Raw genomic sequence first — 18,595 nt, 5'->3', positions numbered from 1 at the left:
GCGATGCAGGACTGGCAAAGCAAGGGTGTGACGGAACTGGGCGAGGCAATCGGCCGCGGAGAGATCGACCCGGTCGCCCTGACCCGGGCCTATCTGGACGCCATCGACGCCCACCCCGAGCGTGACCGCATCTATGCCCGCACCACCCCCGAGCGCGCCCTGGCCGAGGCCCGCGCCGCCGCGGACCGGGCCCGGCTGAAGATCCGGCGCCACTTGCTGGATGGCGTGCCGGTCAGCTGGAAGGACCTGTTCGATTCGGCTGGCACCGCGACCGAGGCCGGCAGCGCCCTGCTGAAGGGCCGCGTGCCCGATGCCGATGCCCGCGTGCTGCGCAACGCCAGCCAGGCCGGGATGGTGTGTTTGGGCAAGACCCACATGTCGGAACTGGCGTTTTCCGGCATCGGGCTGAACCCGGTCACCGCGACCTCGCCCAACATCAACGATCCCGAAGCGGTGCCGGGGGGGTCGTCCTCGGGGGCGGCGGCCTCGGTGGCCTTCGGGCTGGCGCCGGGGGCGATCGGCTCTGACACCGGGGGATCGGTGCGAATCCCCTCGGCCTGGAATGATCTGGTGGGGTTCAAGACCACCTCGGGGCGGATCAGCCTGGACGGGGTGCTGCCGCTGGCCAAGCGCTTTGACACCATCGGCCCGCTGGGGCGCAGCGTCACCGACTGCGTGCAGATGCTCTCTGCGATCGAGGGCAAGCCCGCGCCCGACCTGCGCGGGGTGTCGTTGAAAGGGATGCGGTTCGCGCGTCTGGAAACGCTGGTCTTCGATGACATCCGCGCCGAACCCCTGGCCGCCTACCAGGTGGCCGAGGCCGCGCTGCGCGACGCCGGCGCCGAGATCGTCCCCGTCACCTGCGAAGCCCTGACCGAGGCGATGCCGCTTGCGGCCTACCTGTTTGCCTCGGAAGGTTATGGCCTGTGGAAGGACGTGATCGAGGCCGCGCCGGAAAAGATGTTCCCCGAGATTCTCAAGCGATTCCGGGGCGGTGCCGGTGTCAGCGCCGCCGATTACGTGGCCGCATGGGAACGCCTTGAGGCGCTGCGCCAGGTCTGGAACGCGCAGATGGGCGGGTATGATGCGGTGCTGTGCCCGACCGCCCCGATCCTGCCGCCGAATGCCGCGCGGATGCTCTCGGACGAGGCCTATTACGTGGCCGAGAATCTGCTGGCCTTGCGCAACACCCGGGTCGGCAACATGATGGGCCTGCCGGTGGTGACGCTGCCGACGAAGGCCATCGGCGGAGTTCCCTCCTGCGGGATCTCGCTCATGGGGCGGCCTTTCGCCGAGGAAAATCTGGCCCGGGTTGCTCGCGCGGCGGAAATCGCGTTGTCCTGATGCAATCAGAGCGGCTGCAAGCCCGGACTCGTCCACCGCGAAGCTGGACGGGGCATTGCCCCTTGCGATAGGGTGATGCATCAACGGGGCGCAATGACCCCGGTTCAGAGGCAGTCCTATGTTTCCAGAGCGGTTTTCGACCCTCCCGGAATATGCATTTCCGCGTCTTCGCTCCCTGCTCGATCATCACGAGCCGGGCGGAGAGGTGATGCATATGACGATCGGCGAGCCACGCCACCCCTTCCCGCAATGGGTGGGCAGCGTGCTGGCCGACAACGTCGCGGGATTCGCGAAATACCCCGACAATAACGGCATCCCCGCGCTGAGCGGCGCGATCTCGGACTGGGTGCAGCGGCGCTATGGCGTGACGCTGGACCCGGCCACCCAGATCATGGCGCTGAACGGCTCGCGCGAGGGGCTTTACAACGCCGGCATGGCGCTGCTGCCCGAGACCAAGCGCGGCAAGCGGCCCGTGGTGCTGATCCCGAACCCGTTCTACCAGGTCTACATGATCGCGGCGATCTCGGTCGGGGCCGAGCCGGTCTTCGTGCCGGCGACGAAGGAAACCGGCCATCTGCCCGATTACGCGGGCCTGCCGGACGAGATCCTGGAACGCACCGTCGCGGCCTATCTGTGCACGCCTGCAAACCCGCAGGGCGCCGTGGCCAAGGAAGACTACTGGAAAGACCTGCTGGCGCTGGCCGAAAAGCACGATTTCCAGGTCTTCGCCGATGAATGCTATTCCGAGGTCTACCGCGACGCGCCCCCCGTGGGCGGCCTGACGATGGCGCAGCAGCTGGGCTGCGATCCCGAACGGGTCGTGCTGTTCCAGTCGCTGTCGAAACGCTCGAACCTGCCGGGGCTGCGCTCGGGCTTCGTGGCGGGCGGGCCGGAGACGATGAAACGCATCCGCCAGCTGCGCGCCTATTCCGGCGCGCCGCTGCCGAACCCCATCCAGGAGGTCTCGGCCAGGCTTTGGGCGGACGAGGCGCATGTGGAACACTCCCGTGCCCTCTATCAGGAAAAATACGCCGCAGCCGAGAAGGTGCTGGGCGACATTCCGGGCTATGAAACCCCGGAAGGCGGCTTCTTCCTCTGGCTGCCCGTCAAGGACGGCGAGGAAGCGGCGATGAAACTCTGGCGCGAAACGGGCATCCGCGTGCTGCCCGGCGCTTACCTCAGCCGAGACGTCGCGGGCACGAACCCCGGCGCCGGCTATATCAGGGTCGCCATGGTGACCCGGTGCGAGGAGATGGTGACGGGGCTGCAAAAGCTGCGAAACTGCCTCTTCGATTAGGCAGGCACAGGCACATGAACAGGAGCAGGCGAAGCAATGGCATTCCAGAGCAAGGGACGTGATCCGCTCTTCGACAGCTCGATGCGCGATACGCTGGAGCGCAGGGGGCGGGAACTGATCGGCATTGCGGCACTGGTCTTCGGACTGGTGTTCGGGATCCTGATCCTCAGTTACTCTCCCCGGGATCCGTCCTGGATGTCGTCTTCGGATGCTGCGGTGCAGAACTGGCTGGGTCATTTCGGCGCCGGTATCGCGGCGCCGGTGATGATGATCCTGGGCTATGGTGCGCTGGCGATCGCGGGTCTGGCCCTGGTCTGGGGCACCCGCTACGTCGTCCACCAGGCCGAGGGTGGCCTGGTGAACCGGCTGATCTTCTCGCCTCTGGCTGTGGTCGCGGCCTCGATCTACTTCGGCACGCTGACGCCGCCCCATGGCTGGAGCGGCGGCATTGGCCTGGGCGGGCTGTTCGGCGACACGGTGCTGGGGGCGCTTTTGCTGGTGCTGCCGATCCCGGTGGGGGCGGCGGTCAAGCTGATGTCGCTGATCATGGGGCTGGGGGCTGCGGCGCTGCTGCTGTTCGTGGCGGGCTTCACCCGCGCCGAGGGGCGCAGGCTGTTCCGTCTGGGCATGATCGGCCTGGTGATGCTGTACGCCATCGGCCTGAAGCTGGCGGGGCGTGGCGCCTCGGGCGCCTATGGCGCAGCCAGTTCCGCCGTCGAACGCCGTCGCGAGCGCGCCCGCAGCCGCGAGGCGCTGCATGCCATGCATGAAGACGACGACGCGATGGTCTGGGACGAGGACGATTCGGACCCCGAGGCCGATCGCTACTGGGCCGAACGCGCTGCCCAGCAGGCCGAGGAACGCCAGACGCGCCCCTCGCGCGTGCTGCGGGCCGAGCGCCCGGAACCGGCCGCCGTGCCGGCCTACCAGCCCGAACCCGAACCCGCCTGGGACGAGGACGAAGCCGCGCTGGCCTATGCCGAGGACGATTACGAAGACGTTGCGACCTACCAGGAAGCCCCGGCAGAGCCCGCCCGCGGCGGTCTGCTCAGCCGCATTCCCGGTTTTTCGCGGCGGACGTCGGACGCCCCTGCGGCCTTCGATCACGATGATGAATTCGGTGACGATGACCGCATCAAGGCCAAGATCGCCAATGTCGTACGCTCGCGCGCGGGGCGGGGCGGCATGGTCAGCCGCACCATCGTGGCGCCGGTCAGTGCAGGTCCGCGGGCGGTGCGTCCGCGCGGTCCCGCACCGCTGATCCTGCCCGAACGCCGCGAGCCGCCGATGCATGCCCAGGCCCGGACCCTGCCGCCCGAGCCGCCGCTGTCGGCAGCGGCCGCCGCGATCCCGGCCGCCCCGGCCCTGCGGGCAGAGCGCGCGGCGCCGGTCCCGGAGTTCCTGCAATCCCATGGCCAGGCGGCCCCGGCGCATTCACCGGCGCCGGCCCGGCAACCGGTCGCTGCGGCGCAGCCCGTCATGCCCTCTGCCGTTCCGCAGGCCGTGGCCACGCCGCAGTTCGACCTGCGCGGCGGCCAGGATGCCTATGAGGTCTTCGAGGACGGTCACTGGTCCGAGGCCCCCGCAACCCAGGCCCCCGCGCCCCAGGCCTTTGCCCATGAAGATCCCTATGCGGCGCCCGCCTACGAAGATCCCTACGCACCTGCCGTCCATGAGGATCCCTATGCGCCCGCGGCCCATGCCGCCGATCCGCTGCCCGAGGCGGAAGAGGATTACGACGATTTCGAGGCCTACGACGCCCCGGACGCGCCGCGCGGCCTGGTGCGCGAAGGCGCCGGCGACTACCGCCCCGAAACCTTTGACGAGGATGACGAGGACGAGGCCTATCTGCCGGCGCAGATGCCCGCCGCCCCCGTCGCGGCCCCGGTTTCGGCGCCGGTGATGCCGCGCCTGGGTGCGGCTGCGGCCCCCTCCCCTGCCGCGCCGCGGGTGGATGGACCGCGTTCTGCGGTGGCGACCTCTCCGCGGGCGTCGCTGGAACAGCGCAAGCCCGCCGGGATCACCACGAAGATCGCCGAGGACTACGAACTGCCGCCGCTGCACCTGCTGCGCAGCCCCGACTCGATCGAGCGCCACTACCTGTCGGACGAGGCGCTGGAAGAGAACGCCCGGACGCTGGAATCGGTGCTGGACGACTACGGCGTCAAGGGCGAGATCGTCAGCGTCCGCCCCGGTCCCGTCGTCACCATGTACGAACTGGAACCGGCGCCGGGCCTGAAGGCCAGCCGGGTGATCGGCCTGGCGGATGACATCGCGCGCTCGATGTCGGCACTGTCGGCGCGGGTGTCCACCGTTCCCGGCCGCTCGGTCATCGGGATCGAACTGCCGAACGAGAACCGCGAGATGGTCGTGCTGCGCGAGATCCTGGCGGCGCGCGATTTCGGCGACACCTCCAAGAAGCTGCCGCTGGCGCTTGGCAAGGACATCGGCGGCGATGCCGTGGTGGCGAACCTTGCGAAGATGCCCCACCTGCTGATCGCGGGGACCACCGGTTCGGGTAAATCGGTCGCCATCAACACCATGATCCTGTCGCTGCTCTACCGGCTGACCCCGGAAGACTGCCGGCTGATCATGATCGACCCGAAGATGCTGGAACTGTCGGTCTACGACGGCATCCCGCATCTGCTGTCGCCCGTCGTCACCGATCCCAAGAAGGCGGTCGTGGCGCTGAAATGGGTCGTCGGCGAGATGGAAGAGCGCTATCGCAAGATGTCCAAGATGGGCGTGCGCAACATCGACGGCTACAATTCCCGCGTTCAGGAAACCCTGAACCGGGGCGAGATGTTCTCGCGCACGGTACAGACGGGCTTTGACGAGGAAACCGGCGATCCGGTCTTCGAAACCGAGGAGATCCAGCCGGTCAAGATGCCCTATATCGTCGTTATCGTCGACGAGATGGCCGACCTGATGATGGTCGCGGGCAAGGAGATCGAAGCCTGCATCCAGCGCCTGGCGCAGATGGCGCGGGCCTCGGGGATCCACCTGATCATGGCGACCCAGCGGCCTTCGGTCGATGTGATCACCGGCACGATCAAGGCCAACTTCCCGACCCGGATCTCCTTCCAGGTGACGTCGAAGATCGACAGCCGAACCATCCTGGGCGAACAGGGCGCCGAGCAGCTTCTGGGCATGGGCGACATGCTGTACATGGCGGGCGGCTCGCGGATCACCCGCTGCCACGGGCCCTTCGTGTCGGATGAAGAAGTCGAGGAGGTGGTGAACCACCTCAAGGCCTTCGGTCCGCCCGATTACATCGGTGGCGTGGTGGAAGGCCCCGACGACGACAAGGCCGACGATATCGATGCCGTGCTGGGGCTGAACACCGGCGGCAACACCAGCGGCGACGACGCGCTCTACGATCAGGCCGTGGCCATCGTCATCAAGGACCGCAAGTGCTCGACCTCCTACATCCAGCGCAAGCTGGCCATCGGCTACAACAAGGCCGCCCGCCTGGTCGAGCAGATGGAGGACGAGGGCGTCGTCAGCCCGGCGAACCACGTCGGCAAGCGCGAGGTCCTGGTGCCCGAGCCGCAGTAGGCCCGGGGGCGGCATCGCGACAGCGACACGGCGGGGCAGGGCCCCGCCGTTTCCGTTTCAGGAGGTGGCGAAGATCTCGTCGGCGATGGCGCGGGCGTTTTCGTCCTCCAGCGCCTCGCCGTTCAGCAGCCGGTACCAGAAGGTGCCGTGCACGAAGGCCGACAGGGTTTGGATGTCGCGCTCTGGCCCCAGCTCTCCGCGGCGCTGCGCCTCGGAGAGGAGGGCGATGACGATCTGTTCCCTTGGATAGACAAAGCTGGTGCGCAGGGCATCGCGAAAGGCCGGGTCCTGCTGGGCGCTGGCGATCAGGCTGGCCAGCGGCCGGCCGTTGCGGGAAATCTGCCGGAACACGTCCTGCAGGAACAGCTTCAGCGCCACCCGGCACGATCCGGCGGCATCGGGATCGGGCAGGCCCACCTGCAGTGCTGCATCGTCGTTCATCGCCTCCAGCACCAGATCGGCCTTGGATTTCCAACGGTTGTAGAGCGTCTGCCGGGAAACGCCCGCCGTGGCGATGATCGCGCTGATGCTGACCGCGCCATAGCCGTGTTCCTGTACCAGCTGCAGCGCGGCGGCCTTGAGCTTTTGATCGGTCGCGGCGTCGCGCGGCCGTCCGGGTGCCTTCGGTTCGGTCATGCACAGCCTTTCGTGCGGAAGCGAGTCACGTTTCTTCTAGTTTTTAGACTGCAGTCTGATAAATATCGACTCACTGTCTCCTCCCTGACAGATCCCCTGCCGTCCGGGCGATCCGGAACGCTCCGTGCGGATGGCAGGGGTGCCCCATCCTTACAGGAGCCTCCTCATGTCCGAAACCCGACCCTCTTCTGCGCCGCCCGTGGCGCGGCGGGTGAACATCCCGCTGATCACCCTTGTGCTGGCGATCCTGTCGCTGTTCCCGCCGGTGGCCACCGACATGTATCTGTCGGCCATGGGAGAGCTGTCGCAGGCGCTGAACGCCAGTGCCTCGGCGACCGAGATGTCGCTGTCGATCTTCTTCCTTGGGCTGTGCGTCGGCCAGCTGGTGCTGGGGCCGATGATCGACGGTTACGGCCGAAAGGGGCCGCTGCTGGTGGGGGCGGTGCTGTTCACGCTCAGCTCGGTCGGGCTTCTGATCACCCGTGACGTGACGGTGTTCAACATCCTGCGCTTTCTTCAGGCGATCGGCGCCTGTGCCGGGATGCTGGTGGGGCGCGCGGTGATCAACGACCTGATGACGGGCCGCGAGGCCGCCAAGACGATGACCGTGCTGGTCATGCTGATGACGCTGGGCCCGATCGCCTCGCCGTTCCTGGGCAGCCTGCTGCTGACTTGGCTGGGCTGGCAGTCGATCTTCGTGGCGATGGTGGGGATCGGCGTGGTGGCCCTGGTGCTGGCCAAGGTCATCCTGCCAGAGACCCTGCCCCCCGAAGCCCGGGCCGAGGCGCCTTTCCGCACGGCCCTGGCCCGCAGCGGCGCCTTGCTGCAGCGCCCGGGCTTCCTGCGCATGGCGCTGGTGGCAGCCCTGGTGCAGGGGGCGATGTTCGCCTTCATCACCGGATCTTCGGGGATCTTCCAGGGGGTCTATGGCCTGGGCAGCATGGAATATGGGTTGCTGTTCGCGCTGATCGCAGTGGCGCTGGTGGTCTTCGGCCAGGTCAACAACTGGCTGCTGAACCGCTTTGAGGCGCGCCGGATCGTGCCCGTGGGCCTGCCGGTCTTTGTGGCGGCGGGCGTGGCACTGCTGGCGATGTCGGGTGCGTCCTGGATGTGGGCCTTTGTGGTGCCGCTGTGGGTCGCCATCGGCATGGTCGGCCTGCTGAGCGCCAATGCCATGTCGATCACCATGGAGATGGGGCGCGGGGCGGCGGGGCTGGCCTCGGCCGTGCTGGGGGCGATCCAGTTCGCCGTGGCCTTCGCGGTCTCGACCCTGGTGGCGGTGGCGGGCACCGACAGCACCCTGCCGATGACCCTGGGCATCCTGCTGCCGGGGGCTCTGGCCCTGCTGCTGTGGTGGAGCGTGCAGCGCGGTGCCGCGCTGGAGGGGCTGGGCGAGGGGGCCTGAACGGGCAGGGGGCTCTGCCCCAGTGGGGCCGGGGCCCGCTCCCCCGGCCGTATTTCGGGACAGATGAAAGGACGGCGAGAGTTCGCCGGAACAGCCGGGCGGGCCGGGGCGTTGGGACTGGAACGGACCCATGACCGAGATTACATCTGCTGCATGAAACGCCTTGCCCGCCTTCTGGCCCCGGTCGCCCTTCTGTGTTCCCTCGCGCTTCCGGCCGCGGCCGGGACCCTGTCGCTGACGCAGATTTCCCAGTATCTGAACGGTCTGACGACCGGCACCGCGAAGTTCTCGCAATTGAACGAGGACGGCTCGATCTCGACCGGGACGCTGTACATCAAGCGGCCCGGCCGGATGCGGTTCGAATATGACCCGCCCAACAAGGCGCTGGTGGTGGCCAGCGGCAGTGCCGTGACGATCTTTGATCCAAAGACCGACGGCACCGAAACCTATCCGCTGTCGAAGACGCCGCTGGGGATCATCCTGCAGAAGAACGTCGATCTGACGCGCTCGAACATGGTGACCGACCGGCGCAGCGAGGGCGGGGATACAGTGATCCGCGCCCAGGACCCCGAGCATCCCGATTACGGCTATATCGACCTGGTGTTCTCGGCCAGCCCGGTGGCGCTGCGGCAATGGGTGCTGCACGATGCCTCGGGCAGCGTCACCACCGTTGTGCTGAACCAGCTGAAGACCGGCATGAGCCTGAACAACGGCCTGTTCATGTCGGGGTCCAACTAGGACCCCGACAGAAGGGTCAGCGGCAGTAGCGCAGCTGGCTGTCGTAGAGCGTGGCGCGGATGTTGACGCGCTGCGCCACGGCGATCAGCCAGGATTTCTTGAGGTAGCTGCCGCGCTGATAGCCGCCGCGCCCCTCGTGGTAGGCTAGGTACTGCGAGCGCGCATCATCCAGGCGGATCCCCAGTTGCTGCGAGGATTGCGCCATGTACCAGGCCATGAAATCCGTCGCATCGTTGATGTCGTTGCGGCGCGCGAAGCGGCCGCCAACCTTCTGTTCATATTCGTCCCAGGTGGCATCCAGCGCCTGGCTGTAGCCATAGGCCGAGCTTTGCCGCCCCATCGGGATGATCCCCAGGATATAGGTATGCGGGGTCCGGGCATTGCCGACGAATTTGCTTTCCTGGTGCATGACCGCCATCAGAACCGGCACCGGCACGCCCCAGCGGCGTTCGGCGCGCGAGAAGGCGCGACGGTAGTTCGGGCGCTCGGCCAGGATCGCGCAGGCGTCGTCCAGCTGCTGCGGGGGCACCTTGTCCCGACCGCCGCAGGACGCCACCGCCAGCACGATCAAGAGCGCGGCCAGCATTCTGCTCATGTGTTTGTTGCCTGTCTTCTGCCTGTGTTTTCCGGGAAATGTAATCGAAAGGGGCCGCGCGGCAAACCCCAAGCCTAGAGCAGCACCGCCAGGATCAGCGGAATTGCCGCCACCGACATCAGTGTCGAGACCACCACCAGCCCCGCCACCGCATCGGAATCGGCGCCGTATTTCTCGGCCAGCAGGAAGGACGTCACCGCCACCGGGGTCGAAACCTGCAGCACCAGCACCGCGAAGGCCACCGGATCCAGCCCGAAGGCGCGCCCGATGATCCAGGCCGTGCCGAGGCACAGCAGGTATTTCAGCAGGCTCAGACCCGTTGCCAGCTTGAGTTCCGCAGGCCTGAGCCGCGCCACCGCGACGCCCAGGGTGATCAGCATCAGCGGGATGGCGATCTGGCCCACCAGTTGCAGCGTGTTGGTCAGGAAGGCGGGCGTCTGCCAGCCCTGCGACAGGAACAGCCCGCCCAAAAGCGTCGCCCACAGAAGTGGCTCTTTCAGGGCGCGGGTCAGCGATCCTCCGCCGGCGACGATCCAGATGCCGAAGGTGAAGCTCCAGATGGCCATGATCGCGAAGACGACCACCGCATAGCCAAAGCCCGCCTCGCCGAAGGCGAACATCGCCACCGGCAGGCCCAGATTGCCGGTATTGCCGAAAATCATCGGTGCCAGATAGCTGCGCAGTGGCAGGCGGGTGCCCTTCAGCACGATCCAGGCCGCCAGCGTCAGAACCGCATAAGCCGCGACGGCGGCTAGCGAAATCGCCGTCAGCGCGGCCGGGTCGATGCGCGTCTTCATCAGCGAGGTGAAGATCAGGCAGGGCACCGACAGGGTCATCGTCAACCGCGTGACGAATTCGACCTTGTATTCAAGCCCCATGCGCACCCATATGTAGCCGATTGCCGCCAGGATGAAGACGGGGGCAACGATCTGGAGAACGGTCAGGAACAGGCTCAACGGTCACCCCCGGGGTCTTTGCCATGGCCGGAAATGGCCCGGTGATTGGACAATCACCGGGATGTGACGTTAGAAGTGGGCAGGATGAGCTGCAAGACGATGCTGACTGCGACAGCGAAATACAATCTGGGCCAGATCGTGCGCCACAGGAAGCATGCCTTCCGGGGGGTGGTGTTCGATATCGACCCCGAGTTCTCGAATACCGAGGAATGGTATGCCTCCATTCCCGAAGAGAGCCGGCCGCGCCGCGAACAGCCCTTCTACCACCTGCTGGCCGAGAACGACGAGAGCTACTACATCGCCTATGTCTCGGAGCAGAACCTCGAGATCGACCAGTCCGGCGAGCCGGTGGACCATCCCGACGTGCCCGAATTGTTCGGGCCCCTCGAGGATGGCACCTACATGCTGCATTTCCAGATGAACTGAGCGCCTCGGGTCAGTAGCCCACGGCGCAGCCATCCTTACGCGGATCCGATCCGCCCTCCAGCATGCCGTTGTCATGCATCCGGATCGCCTGGGCGCCACCGATGGGTTCTTCGGGGGCGGCGATGTCATGGCCCATCGCGGCCAGCTGGGCGATCACCTCGGGGGCATAGCCGCGTTCGATGCGCAGTTTGCCGGCTTCGGGGAAGGCACGGGGGGCGTCGATGGCGGCCTGCGGCGTCAGGCCGAAATCCATCAGGTTGCTGACAAAACGTGCATGGCCCGCTGCCTGATAGGCGCCGCCCATGACGCCGAAGGGCATGTCGGGTGCCCCGCCCGAGGTTGCCAGCATCCCCGGAATGATCGTGTGTAGAGGCCGCTTGCCGGCGCCGTAGACGTTGCGATGTCCGGGCGTCAGGGTAAAGCCGCAGCCACGATTGTGCAGCAGCAGGCCGAATTTCTCGGTGCCGATGCCGGATCCGAAGGCGTGGAAGACGGAATAGATCAGCGACACGGCCATGCGGTCGCAGTCGACGACGGTGATGTAGACGGTATCGCGATGCGGCTGGCCTTCCGCCTGGGTTTGCGCCGGGCGGACCCGGGCGGGATCGATCTGCGCGGCCAGCGTGGCGGCAAAGGCCGGGTCCAGCATCTGCGCCCCATCCGCCAGCGCGGCATCCGACAGCAGACGGTTGCGGGCGTCATAGCCCAGTTTCACGGCCTCGGCCTCCAGATGGGCGCGGGCGGCACCGAACGGATCAAGGGCCGAAAGATCGAACTGCGACAGGATGTTAAGGATCAGGATCGCGGTTGCGCCCTGGCCGTTCGGCGGATGCTCCAGCAGGCGGGCGTCGCCATATTGGCCCTCGATCGGGGTGGTCACCTCGCCCGCGACTGCGGCGAAATCCTCGGCCGTATGCACGCCGCCATAGCGTTTCAGCGCCGCCAGCATGTCTTCGGCAGCCTCGCCTTCGTAGAAGGCCTTCGGGCCCTCGGCGGCGATTCGGCGCAGCAGCGTCGCCTGGCCGGGCAGAGCAAACCGGTCACCGACCCTGGGCGCCGCGCCGCCGGGCAGGAAGTGCCGCCGTGCCACGGGATCCAGCGCACCCGCCTCTGCGGCCCAGTCGAAGGCCACGCGGGGATGTACCGGCACGCTGGTTTCGAAATAGCGGATGGCCGGGGCCAGGCTGGCATCCAGCCCCTTGCGTCCCCAGCGTTCGGACATGGCGGAGAAGGCGGCGACGGCGCCCGGCAGGGTCACGGCCTCGGCAGATTGCGGATGAACCGCTGCCAGCCCGCGCGCCCGCAGGGCTTCGGCATCGGCGCCGGCTGGCGCCCGGCCCGATCCGTTAAAGCCCAGCACCTGATCCTGCCCCGCGGGTTTCACCAGGGCAAAGCAATCCCCGGCCAGCCCGCACATGGCAGGCTCGCAAACGCCCAGGGTAACCGCCCCTGCGATCGCGGCATCCATCGCATTGCCGCCCGCCTTCAGCATGTCCAGCGCCACCTGAGCGGCAATCGGATGCGAGGTCGCGGCCATGCCATTTTCGGCCCATACGGGCGAGCGCCCCGGCAACTGGAAATCGCGCATTGAAACAGGCCTCCCTCACGTCTGCGGCGCCAGACTGCGAAGAGGGGGCCGCTGCGTCAAGACCCGATCAAGGTCCTGAAAACAGCGAAAGACCTCGGCGCCGTGTACTGGGTGGGGGCTGGATCCACGGCGCCGAGGGAAGCTTTTTCAGCTACATACACAGGATGCCGCGGCGTCATGTCAGCAATGGGAGGGCTATCGGGCATTTTCAGGGCATTTCTGTCGCCTGAGGGCACCGCTTCCCTGTCATCTGGCCAGAAATACTCCGGGGGAGTCGCGGCACAGCCGCGGCGTGGGCAGCGCCCCCTGCCACCTGTTCAGCCCGCGGTGGGCCCGAGGTTGATGCGGAAAGTCAGTTCGTTGCTGTCGTCCAGCCGCCGGTAGCGGATGTCGCGGGACAGGTCGCGGATCAGGAACCAGCCGAATCCGCCCTCGGGCAGGGCATTGAGCGCTTCTGGCAGCGGATCGACCCGGCCGATCGGGGGCACGCCATTCGGCATCATCCGCCCGCGGTCGCGGATCGCCACATGCAGCCCGGCGGTATCGTGGTGGCACTCCAGGGTGATCCAACCCGGCGCTTCGGGGGCATAGGCATGCTCGACGATATTGTTCAGCGCTTCGGCCAGAACCAGTTCGACGGTGCCGCTTTCCTCGGGTTCCAGCCGCAGGGGGTCCAGCCCGGTCAGCACTGTCTGCAGGGCCTTGCGCACGGATAGGGTGGTGGCTGGAAAGGACAGGCGCAGCCGCACCCTGGCCTCGGCATGCGGGGAGTCCTGCGGCCGATCGGGCAGCAGATGCGGCGCCTCCGCCGGTTCGGCCTCGCAGCCCTTGTTCCGGGTTTCACTCTGCATGGGCGGGGCAGGCGGCTTCGGCGGTGGGATGGATGGCAAAGACCGTATCCATGCGGGTCAGCCGGAACACCCGGTCGACATTGGGACGCAGCGCCGCCAGATCCAGCGTGGCCTGGCCGTCAAGCTGCTTCATCGCGGCCACCACCGCACCCAGGCCGCTGGAATCGATGAAATCCACCTGTCCCAGGTCCAATACCACGCGGCCCTGAGACTGGCCGGTGATCGTGCGCATCTCGTCCTTGAAGCGGATCGCGACGGCGGCATCAATCCGATCGGCCTGCACGTCCACCACGTCGATCCCGTTCAGTTTGCGCAGCGTGAGTTCCATGCCCTGTCCCTTCGCCCTGATGAGTGCTCAGCATAGGCGCCAATCCTTACCGCGAGGTATGCAGTCCCACATCCGCCGCCCCGCCTGCGATGGACGCGACGCGGAAACCCCTGTATCAGCGGCTCATGTCCGACATGCCCGATCTTTCCGCCGAATATGCGCCCCCCGACGTGCCTTTGGCCGTGCTGCACGAGGACCATGAGATCCTTGTTGTCGACAAGCCTTCGGGGTTGCTGTCTGTGCCGGGCCGGGGCGCGCATCTTTCGGACTGCCTGCTGAGCCGCGTCCAGGCGGCCTTTCCGACCGCGCTGCTGGTGCACCGGCTGGATCGGGATACCTCGGGGGTGATGGTCTTTGCGATGACGCCGAGTGCGCAGCGCCATCTGGGCCTGCAGTTCGAGCACCGCCGCACGAAGAAGGTCTATGTCGCGCGGCTTTCGGGGCTTCTGGAGCCGAAAACCGGCACTGTCGATCTGCCGCTGATCGTCGACTGGCCGAACCGGCCAAAGCAGATGGTCGATCATGTGAACGGCAAGCCCGCCGTCACCGACTGGAAGGTGGTCAAATACGGGCCGGGCGAAACCCGGGTGCGGCTGTTCCCTCAGACCGGGCGCTCGCACCAGCTGCGGGTGCACATGCTGGCGATGGGCCATCCGATCCTGGGCGATCCGTTCTATGCCGAAGGCACCGCGCGCGACGATCACCCCCGCCTGATGCTGCATTCCGAGGAACTGCGCCTGCTGCATCCCGATGGTGGCCGCGGCATGAAGTTCCGCGCACCCGCGCCGTTCTGAGGCTTTCGCCGCAGGGCCGGGCCGTCTAGACCTTGGACAATGCGTTCAAGGAGATGGCCATGGCCAAGATGATCCATTCGATGATCCGCGTGCTGGACGAGGCGCGCTCGGTCGATTTCTATGCCCGGGCCTTCGGGCTGGAGGTGGCCGAGCGGCTGGAGTTCGACGATTTCCTGCTGATCTACCTGTCGAATGCGGAGACCGGTTTTGAGCTGGAGCTGACGGTGAACAAGGGGCAGGAGGTGCCCTATGAGCCGGGCTCGGGCTATGGTCACCTGGCGGTGTCGGTCGCGGATCTGGCGGCGGAACATGCGCGTTTCGAGGCCGAAGGGCTGAACCCGCGCAAGATGGTCGAGTTCAGCCCGGGGGGCACGCTGCTGGCGAAGTTCTTTTTCGTCGCCGATCCCGATGGCTACCAGATCGAGGTGATCGAGCGGGGCGGGCGGTTCGTCTGATCTGCGAACCGGGGCAGGGGGCTCTGCCCCCGTCGCTGCGCGACTCCCCCGAGGTATTTGGAACAAGAAAATGAAAAGGGGCGTCCCGGAGGCGCCCCTTTTCTGTTCGGGAAGACCCGGGCGGGATCAGGCGGTTTTCGCGTCCCAGCCGGAGATCGCCTTGACCTCCATGAAGTCTTCGAGGCCCCAGCTGCCGCCTTCGCGGCCGATGCCCGAGGCCTTCATGCCGCCGAAGGGCGCGCCCTGGCCGCGGGACTGGCCGTTCATTTCCACCATGCCCGAACGCAGTTTCAGCGCCAGCCGGTTGGCGCGGGCCGGATCCTGCGTCTGGACGTAGTTGGTCAGGCCGTAGGGCGTGTCATTGGCGATGGCGAGGGCTTCTTCCTCGGTGTCGAAGGGGATCATCGTCAGCACCGGGCCGAAGATTTCCTCGCGCGCGATGGTCATCTGGTTGTTGGCATCGGCGAAGACCGTCGGGCGGACGAAGAAGCCGCGGTTGAAGCCCTCGGGGCGGTCGGGGCCGCCGGCGACGAGGCGGGCGCCTTCCTCGATCCCCTTGCGGATCAGGCCCTGGATCTTGTCGAACTGGACGGCGTTGACGACCGGGCCGATGTGGGGGCCGGGCTGGTCGGCGGGGCCGATGGCGATGGAATTGGCGACCCGGGCGGCGGTTTCGACGGCGGCGTCGTAGATGCCGCGCTGCACCAGCATCCGCGAGGGCGCGTTGCAGGACTGGCCGGTGTTGTCCATCATGTCGCGCACGCCGCGGGCGACGGCATCGTCATCGGCATCCTCGAAGATCAGGTTGGCGCCCTTGCCGCCCAGTTCCAGATGCACGCGTTTCAGGGTCTTGGCGGCATTGGCCGAGATCGCCAGGCCCGCGCGGGTCGAGCCGGTGAAGCTGACAACGTCCACGTCCGGGTGCCCAGACAGCAGCGTGCCCGCGCCCAGGCCATTGCCGTTCACCAGGTTGAAGACACCGGCGGGCACGCCGGCCTCGTCCATGATCTCGGCCCAGACGACGGCGTTGAGGGGGCTTTCCTCGGAGGGTTTCAGCACCATGGTGCAGCCCGCGATCAGCGCCGCGATCACCTTCAGCGTGACCTGGTTCATCGGCCAGTTCCACGGCGTGATCATCGCGCAGACGCCCGCGGCCTCGTAGACGATGCGGGTGTTGGGGGCGTGATCGCCGAGCGGGCGGATGAACTGGAATTTCTTCGCCGCGTTCAGGAAGCCCTTGGTGTGGCTGAAGCCCGCGCCCCACTGGTCCGAGCGCGAAAAGTCGATCGGCGCGCCCATCTCGATCGACATGGCCTGGGCCATGTCCTCGCGGCGGGCCTGATAGATGGCCAGGATCTTCTCGGCCAGCGCGATGCGTTCTTCGGGGGGGGTGGCCATCCAGGCGGGGAAGGCGGCCTTGGCGGCGGCGACGGCGGCGTTGACATCGGCCTCACCGGCCAGGGAGATCACCGCGCAGGGCTCTTCGGTCGAGGGGTTGATGACCTGCAGATCGTTGGGCTCGGCCGGGTTTACCCACTGGCCGTTGATGTAGAACTGGCGCTTCTCGATCATTGGTCGTCTCCGTCTCCGTCTTCGATCGCTTCGGCGCAAGTTGTGCACCCGGCGGCAGGGCTGCACAAGACATCGCTGACGCGCGGCCGCACGCCGCGGCCCTTCCCTTGGGGCAGAGGGCACGAAACGGGTGCAAAGGCGGCCTGCGGGGCCTACATAGGGGCCACAGCTTTCTGACAGGAGGTCACCGATGGCTCTTCGCATCAATGATATTGTCCCCGATTTCACCGCCAACACCGACCAGGGAGAGATTTCCTTCCACGACTGGATCGGTGACAGCTGGGCGATCCTGTTCTCGCATCCGAAGGATTTCACCCCCGTCTGCACCACCGAATTCGGCGCCGTGGCGCAGCTGGCGCCGGAATGGGCCAAGCGCAACACCAAGGTGATCGGCATTTCCGTCGACGGCGCGGAAGAGCACAAGAAATGGAAGGGCGACATCGAGGCCGTGGCGGGCGTGCCCGCCGCCTTCCCGATCATCGACGGCACCGATCTGGAGGTGCCCAAGCTGTTCGACATGCTGCCCGCCGATGCCTATCTGCCCGATGGCCGGACGCCCGCGCATACCGCCACGGTGCGGTCGGTCTTCATCATCAGCCCGGACAAGAAGCTGCAGCTGTCGATGACCTATCCGATGTCGGTGGGCCGCAACTTTGCCGAGGTGCTGCGCGCCCTCGACGGTCTGCAGAAGACCTATGGCGTGCCGCTGGCGACGCCGGCGAACTGGACCACCGGGCAGGACGTGATCGTGGCGCTGTCGCTGGACAACGAAGCGGCGGCGGCGAAATACGGTGATCTGGACGTGAAACTGCCGTACCTGCGCTTTGCCAAGGATCCGGCTTGAACCGGGACCCGGGTCAGACCTAGGAAGGGGGGCGTCCGGCGGGCGCCCCTTTTTTCCTGCCCCAGAAGGACGGAGGCCCCATGCGGTTCCTGAAGCTCGACACCGGCGTGATCGCCTCTTTCGATGCGCGCCTTGCCCCCGAGGTGACGGCTATCGGCACCGGCACCGGCGCGGTGATGCAGCGGCTGGCGCGGCAGCGGGGTGGCGTGCGGGCCTGGACGCTTCTGCTGCGCAAGATGCTGGCGCCTGGGGCGCTGTCGCGCCAGCTGGTCGCCGGCAACCTGGAGCGCAAGCGGATCCGCGTGCCCGCGGTCTTCGGCAATCCGGTGGTCTCGGGGGTCTATGGCCATGTCAAGCGGGTGCAGGCGGCGCTGCTGCTGGAGGCGCTGAAGGCCGAGCTGGCGATCACCAACCCGGACGTGACCATCGTCTACAACGGCTCGGTCTTTCCGGAATCGGTGCTGGCCGAGGCCAGCCGCGGCCGCCCCCGCGTCTTCATCGAGGCCGGGTTTTTCCCCAATACGCTGCAGGTCGACCCAAAGGGGCTGAACGGCGCCAATTCGGTCCCGCGCGAGGCCGCCTTCTACCTAGAGACCGACCAGGACCTGGCCGCCGAAGGCTATCCGCAGGCGGTGAACAACCGGCCCTCGAAAAGCCGCCATGCCCCGGTCACGCTAGAGCCCGGCTATGTCTTCGTGCCTTTCCAGGTGCCCTCGGACATGCAGGTGACGGTGCATTCGCCCTGGGTGCGCGACATGGAGCAGTTCTTGGACGTGATCTGCGACCTGGCCGAGCGCCACCCGGACGAGCATTTCGTCATCAAGGAACATCCCAGCTTCAAGCGCTCGGTCATCGGGCGGCGCAGCCATCCGCGCGTGACCTTCGCCAATGGCAACGTCACCTCCGAGCTGATCCGGGACGCCCGCGCGGTGATCACGCTGAATTCCACCGTGGGGATCGAATCGCTGCTGCTGGAGCGCCCGGTGATCACCCTCGGGCAGGCCTGCTACAATATCGAGGGGCTGGTGCGTCATGCCCCCGATGCCGCGCGGCTGGATGCGGCGCTGCGCGACCGCGACTGGCGCGCGGATCCCCGGCTGGTGCGCCAGTTCATCGGCTACCTGTGGAACCGCTACCTGGTGCACGGCAGCTACAAGGCCCTGCCCGAAGACCTGGGCGATCAGCTGCTGCGCCGCAGCCGCTAGGCC

General features: G+C 67.0%; 17 protein-coding genes. 10 read left to right on the top strand and 7 right to left on the bottom strand.

Annotated features, from left to right (window positions below; genetic code table 11):
- The first annotated feature begins 3 nt into the window (after positions 1–3).
- The 3 genes from AC2ITM_RS16495 to AC2ITM_RS16485 all read left to right on the top strand — a co-directional run bounded on the left by AC2ITM_RS16495 (position 4) and on the right by AC2ITM_RS16485 (position 6,199).
- Complete coding sequence (locus tag AC2ITM_RS16495) at positions 4–1,344, top strand: amidase (RefSeq protein ID WP_486467710.1); 1,341 nt, start codon at positions 4–6, stop codon at positions 1,342–1,344.
- Positions 1,345–1,462: 118 nt separating this feature from the next.
- Positions 1,463–2,641, top strand: a complete 1,179-nt coding sequence (locus AC2ITM_RS16490) for an aminotransferase class I/II-fold pyridoxal phosphate-dependent enzyme (RefSeq protein WP_486467709.1) — start codon at positions 1,463–1,465, stop codon at positions 2,639–2,641.
- 36 nt (positions 2,642–2,677) lie between these two features.
- Positions 2,678–6,199, top strand: coding sequence for a DNA translocase FtsK (locus AC2ITM_RS16485; protein WP_486467708.1), 3,522 nt, complete (start codon positions 2,678–2,680; stop codon positions 6,197–6,199).
- A 57-nt stretch (positions 6,200–6,256) separates the two neighbouring features.
- Here the strand turns inward: AC2ITM_RS16485 and AC2ITM_RS16480 are convergent, their stop codons facing one another.
- A complete protein-coding gene (locus AC2ITM_RS16480; RefSeq protein ID WP_486467707.1) occupies positions 6,257–6,835 on the bottom strand; it encodes a TetR/AcrR family transcriptional regulator in 579 nt (192 codons plus the stop codon).
- A 166-nt stretch (positions 6,836–7,001) separates the two neighbouring features.
- Here AC2ITM_RS16480 and AC2ITM_RS16475 point away from each other — a divergent pair, with 166 nt between their 5' ends.
- Positions 7,002–8,240 (top strand): multidrug effflux MFS transporter, encoded by a 1,239-nt coding sequence (locus tag AC2ITM_RS16475; RefSeq protein WP_486467706.1) that lies wholly within the window; start codon positions 7,002–7,004, stop codon positions 8,238–8,240.
- Between the two features lie 153 nt (positions 8,241–8,393).
- Positions 8,394–8,978 (top strand): LolA family protein, encoded by a 585-nt coding sequence (locus tag AC2ITM_RS16470; RefSeq protein ID WP_486467705.1) that lies wholly within the window; start codon positions 8,394–8,396, stop codon positions 8,976–8,978.
- Positions 8,979–8,994: 16 nt separating this feature from the next.
- Here AC2ITM_RS16470 and AC2ITM_RS16465 read toward each other — a convergent pair whose 3' ends face one another.
- Together AC2ITM_RS16465 and AC2ITM_RS16460 are read right to left on the bottom strand one after the other, a co-directional pair.
- The gene (locus AC2ITM_RS16465) at positions 8,995–9,573 is read right to left on the bottom strand and encodes a transglycosylase SLT domain-containing protein (protein WP_486467704.1); all 579 of its coding nucleotides are present in this window, start codon (positions 9,571–9,573) and stop codon (positions 8,995–8,997) included.
- Positions 9,574–9,647: 74 nt separating this feature from the next.
- Complete coding sequence (locus tag AC2ITM_RS16460; RefSeq protein WP_486467703.1) at positions 9,648–10,529, bottom strand: AEC family transporter; 882 nt, start codon at positions 10,527–10,529, stop codon at positions 9,648–9,650.
- A 99-nt stretch (positions 10,530–10,628) separates the two neighbouring features.
- Between AC2ITM_RS16460 and hspQ the strand changes: the two genes are divergently transcribed.
- On the top strand, positions 10,629–10,955 hold the full coding sequence (hspQ, locus tag AC2ITM_RS16455; RefSeq protein WP_486467702.1) for a heat shock protein HspQ: 327 nt from the start codon (positions 10,629–10,631) through the stop codon (positions 10,953–10,955).
- Positions 10,956–10,965: 10 nt separating this feature from the next.
- Here hspQ and AC2ITM_RS16450 read toward each other — a convergent pair whose 3' ends face one another.
- From AC2ITM_RS16450 to AC2ITM_RS16440, 3 genes are all read right to left on the bottom strand, one after another.
- The gene (locus tag AC2ITM_RS16450) at positions 10,966–12,543 is read right to left on the bottom strand and encodes a gamma-glutamyltransferase family protein (protein WP_486467701.1); all 1,578 of its coding nucleotides are present in this window, start codon (positions 12,541–12,543) and stop codon (positions 10,966–10,968) included.
- A gap of 317 nt (positions 12,544–12,860) precedes the next feature.
- Positions 12,861–13,394 (bottom strand): ATP-binding protein, encoded by a 534-nt coding sequence (locus AC2ITM_RS16445; RefSeq protein ID WP_486467700.1) that lies wholly within the window; start codon positions 13,392–13,394, stop codon positions 12,861–12,863.
- Positions 13,384–13,722: an STAS domain-containing protein gene (locus tag AC2ITM_RS16440; protein WP_486467699.1), complete on the bottom strand. Its 339-nt coding sequence runs from the start codon at positions 13,720–13,722 to the stop codon at positions 13,384–13,386. The genes AC2ITM_RS16445 and AC2ITM_RS16440 overlap by 11 nt, the downstream gene beginning before the upstream one ends.
- Before the next feature lie 125 nt (positions 13,723–13,847).
- Here AC2ITM_RS16440 and AC2ITM_RS16435 point away from each other — a divergent pair, with 125 nt between their 5' ends.
- Together AC2ITM_RS16435 and AC2ITM_RS16430 are read left to right on the top strand one after the other, a co-directional pair.
- Entirely contained in the window at positions 13,848–14,516 is a 669-nt protein-coding gene (locus AC2ITM_RS16435) for an RluA family pseudouridine synthase (protein WP_486467698.1), read from the top strand.
- Between the two features lie 53 nt (positions 14,517–14,569).
- Positions 14,570–14,971 carry a VOC family protein gene (locus tag AC2ITM_RS16430; protein ID WP_486469452.1) on the top strand — a complete coding sequence of 134 codons (402 nt, stop codon included), beginning with the start codon at positions 14,570–14,572 and terminating at the stop codon, positions 14,969–14,971.
- A gap of 126 nt (positions 14,972–15,097) precedes the next feature.
- On the opposite strand, the gene AC2ITM_RS16425 is transcribed toward AC2ITM_RS16430, so the two are convergent.
- Positions 15,098–16,543 carry an aldehyde dehydrogenase family protein gene (locus tag AC2ITM_RS16425; protein WP_486467697.1) on the bottom strand — a complete coding sequence of 482 codons (1,446 nt, stop codon included), beginning with the start codon at positions 16,541–16,543 and terminating at the stop codon, positions 15,098–15,100.
- 190 nt (positions 16,544–16,733) lie between these two features.
- Here AC2ITM_RS16425 and AC2ITM_RS16420 point away from each other — a divergent pair, with 190 nt between their 5' ends.
- A complete protein-coding gene (locus AC2ITM_RS16420; RefSeq protein ID WP_486467696.1) occupies positions 16,734–17,387 on the top strand; it encodes a peroxiredoxin in 654 nt (217 codons plus the stop codon).
- 80 nt (positions 17,388–17,467) lie between these two features.
- Positions 17,468–18,592 carry a capsular polysaccharide export protein, LipB/KpsS family gene (locus tag AC2ITM_RS16415; protein ID WP_486467695.1) on the top strand — a complete coding sequence of 375 codons (1,125 nt, stop codon included), beginning with the start codon at positions 17,468–17,470 and terminating at the stop codon, positions 18,590–18,592.
- The last annotated feature ends 3 nt before the right edge of the window (positions 18,593–18,595 follow it).

The sequence above is a fragment of the Pseudooceanicola sp. NS-SX9 genome, assembly GCF_057380705.1.
The sequence above is the reverse complement of the archived record's forward strand: the minus strand, read 5'-3'. Positions and strand labels throughout refer to the sequence as shown.

Bases quoted from the DNA above. Each gene is read 5' to 3' on its own strand.
- AC2ITM_RS16495 (WP_486467710.1), top strand. From the start codon at position 4: ATGCAGGACTGGCAAAGCAAGGGTGTGACGGAACTGGGCGAGGCAATC.
- AC2ITM_RS16490 (WP_486467709.1), top strand. From the start codon at position 1,463: ATGTTTCCAGAGCGGTTTTCGACCCTCCCGGAATATGCATTTCCGCGT.
- AC2ITM_RS16485 (WP_486467708.1), top strand. From the start codon at position 2,678: ATGGCATTCCAGAGCAAGGGACGTGATCCGCTCTTCGACAGCTCGATG.
- AC2ITM_RS16480 (WP_486467707.1), bottom strand. From the start codon at position 6,835: ATGACCGAACCGAAGGCACCCGGACGGCCGCGCGACGCCGCGACCGAT.
- AC2ITM_RS16475 (WP_486467706.1), top strand. From the start codon at position 7,002: ATGTCCGAAACCCGACCCTCTTCTGCGCCGCCCGTGGCGCGGCGGGTG.
- AC2ITM_RS16470 (WP_486467705.1), top strand. From the start codon at position 8,394: ATGAAACGCCTTGCCCGCCTTCTGGCCCCGGTCGCCCTTCTGTGTTCC.
- AC2ITM_RS16465 (WP_486467704.1), bottom strand. From the start codon at position 9,573: ATGAGCAGAATGCTGGCCGCGCTCTTGATCGTGCTGGCGGTGGCGTCC.
- hspQ (WP_486467702.1), top strand. From the start codon at position 10,629: ATGCTGACTGCGACAGCGAAATACAATCTGGGCCAGATCGTGCGCCAC.
- AC2ITM_RS16450 (WP_486467701.1), bottom strand. From the start codon at position 12,543: ATGCGCGATTTCCAGTTGCCGGGGCGCTCGCCCGTATGGGCCGAAAAT.
- AC2ITM_RS16445 (WP_486467700.1), bottom strand. From the start codon at position 13,394: ATGCAGAGTGAAACCCGGAACAAGGGCTGCGAGGCCGAACCGGCGGAG.
- AC2ITM_RS16440 (WP_486467699.1), bottom strand. From the start codon at position 13,722: ATGGAACTCACGCTGCGCAAACTGAACGGGATCGACGTGGTGGACGTG.
- AC2ITM_RS16435 (WP_486467698.1), top strand. From the start codon at position 13,848: ATGTCCGACATGCCCGATCTTTCCGCCGAATATGCGCCCCCCGACGTG.
- AC2ITM_RS16430 (WP_486469452.1), top strand. From the start codon at position 14,570: ATGGCCATGGCCAAGATGATCCATTCGATGATCCGCGTGCTGGACGAG.
- AC2ITM_RS16425 (WP_486467697.1), bottom strand. From the start codon at position 16,543: ATGATCGAGAAGCGCCAGTTCTACATCAACGGCCAGTGGGTAAACCCG.
- AC2ITM_RS16420 (WP_486467696.1), top strand. From the start codon at position 16,734: ATGGCTCTTCGCATCAATGATATTGTCCCCGATTTCACCGCCAACACC.
- AC2ITM_RS16415 (WP_486467695.1), top strand. From the start codon at position 17,468: ATGCGGTTCCTGAAGCTCGACACCGGCGTGATCGCCTCTTTCGATGCG.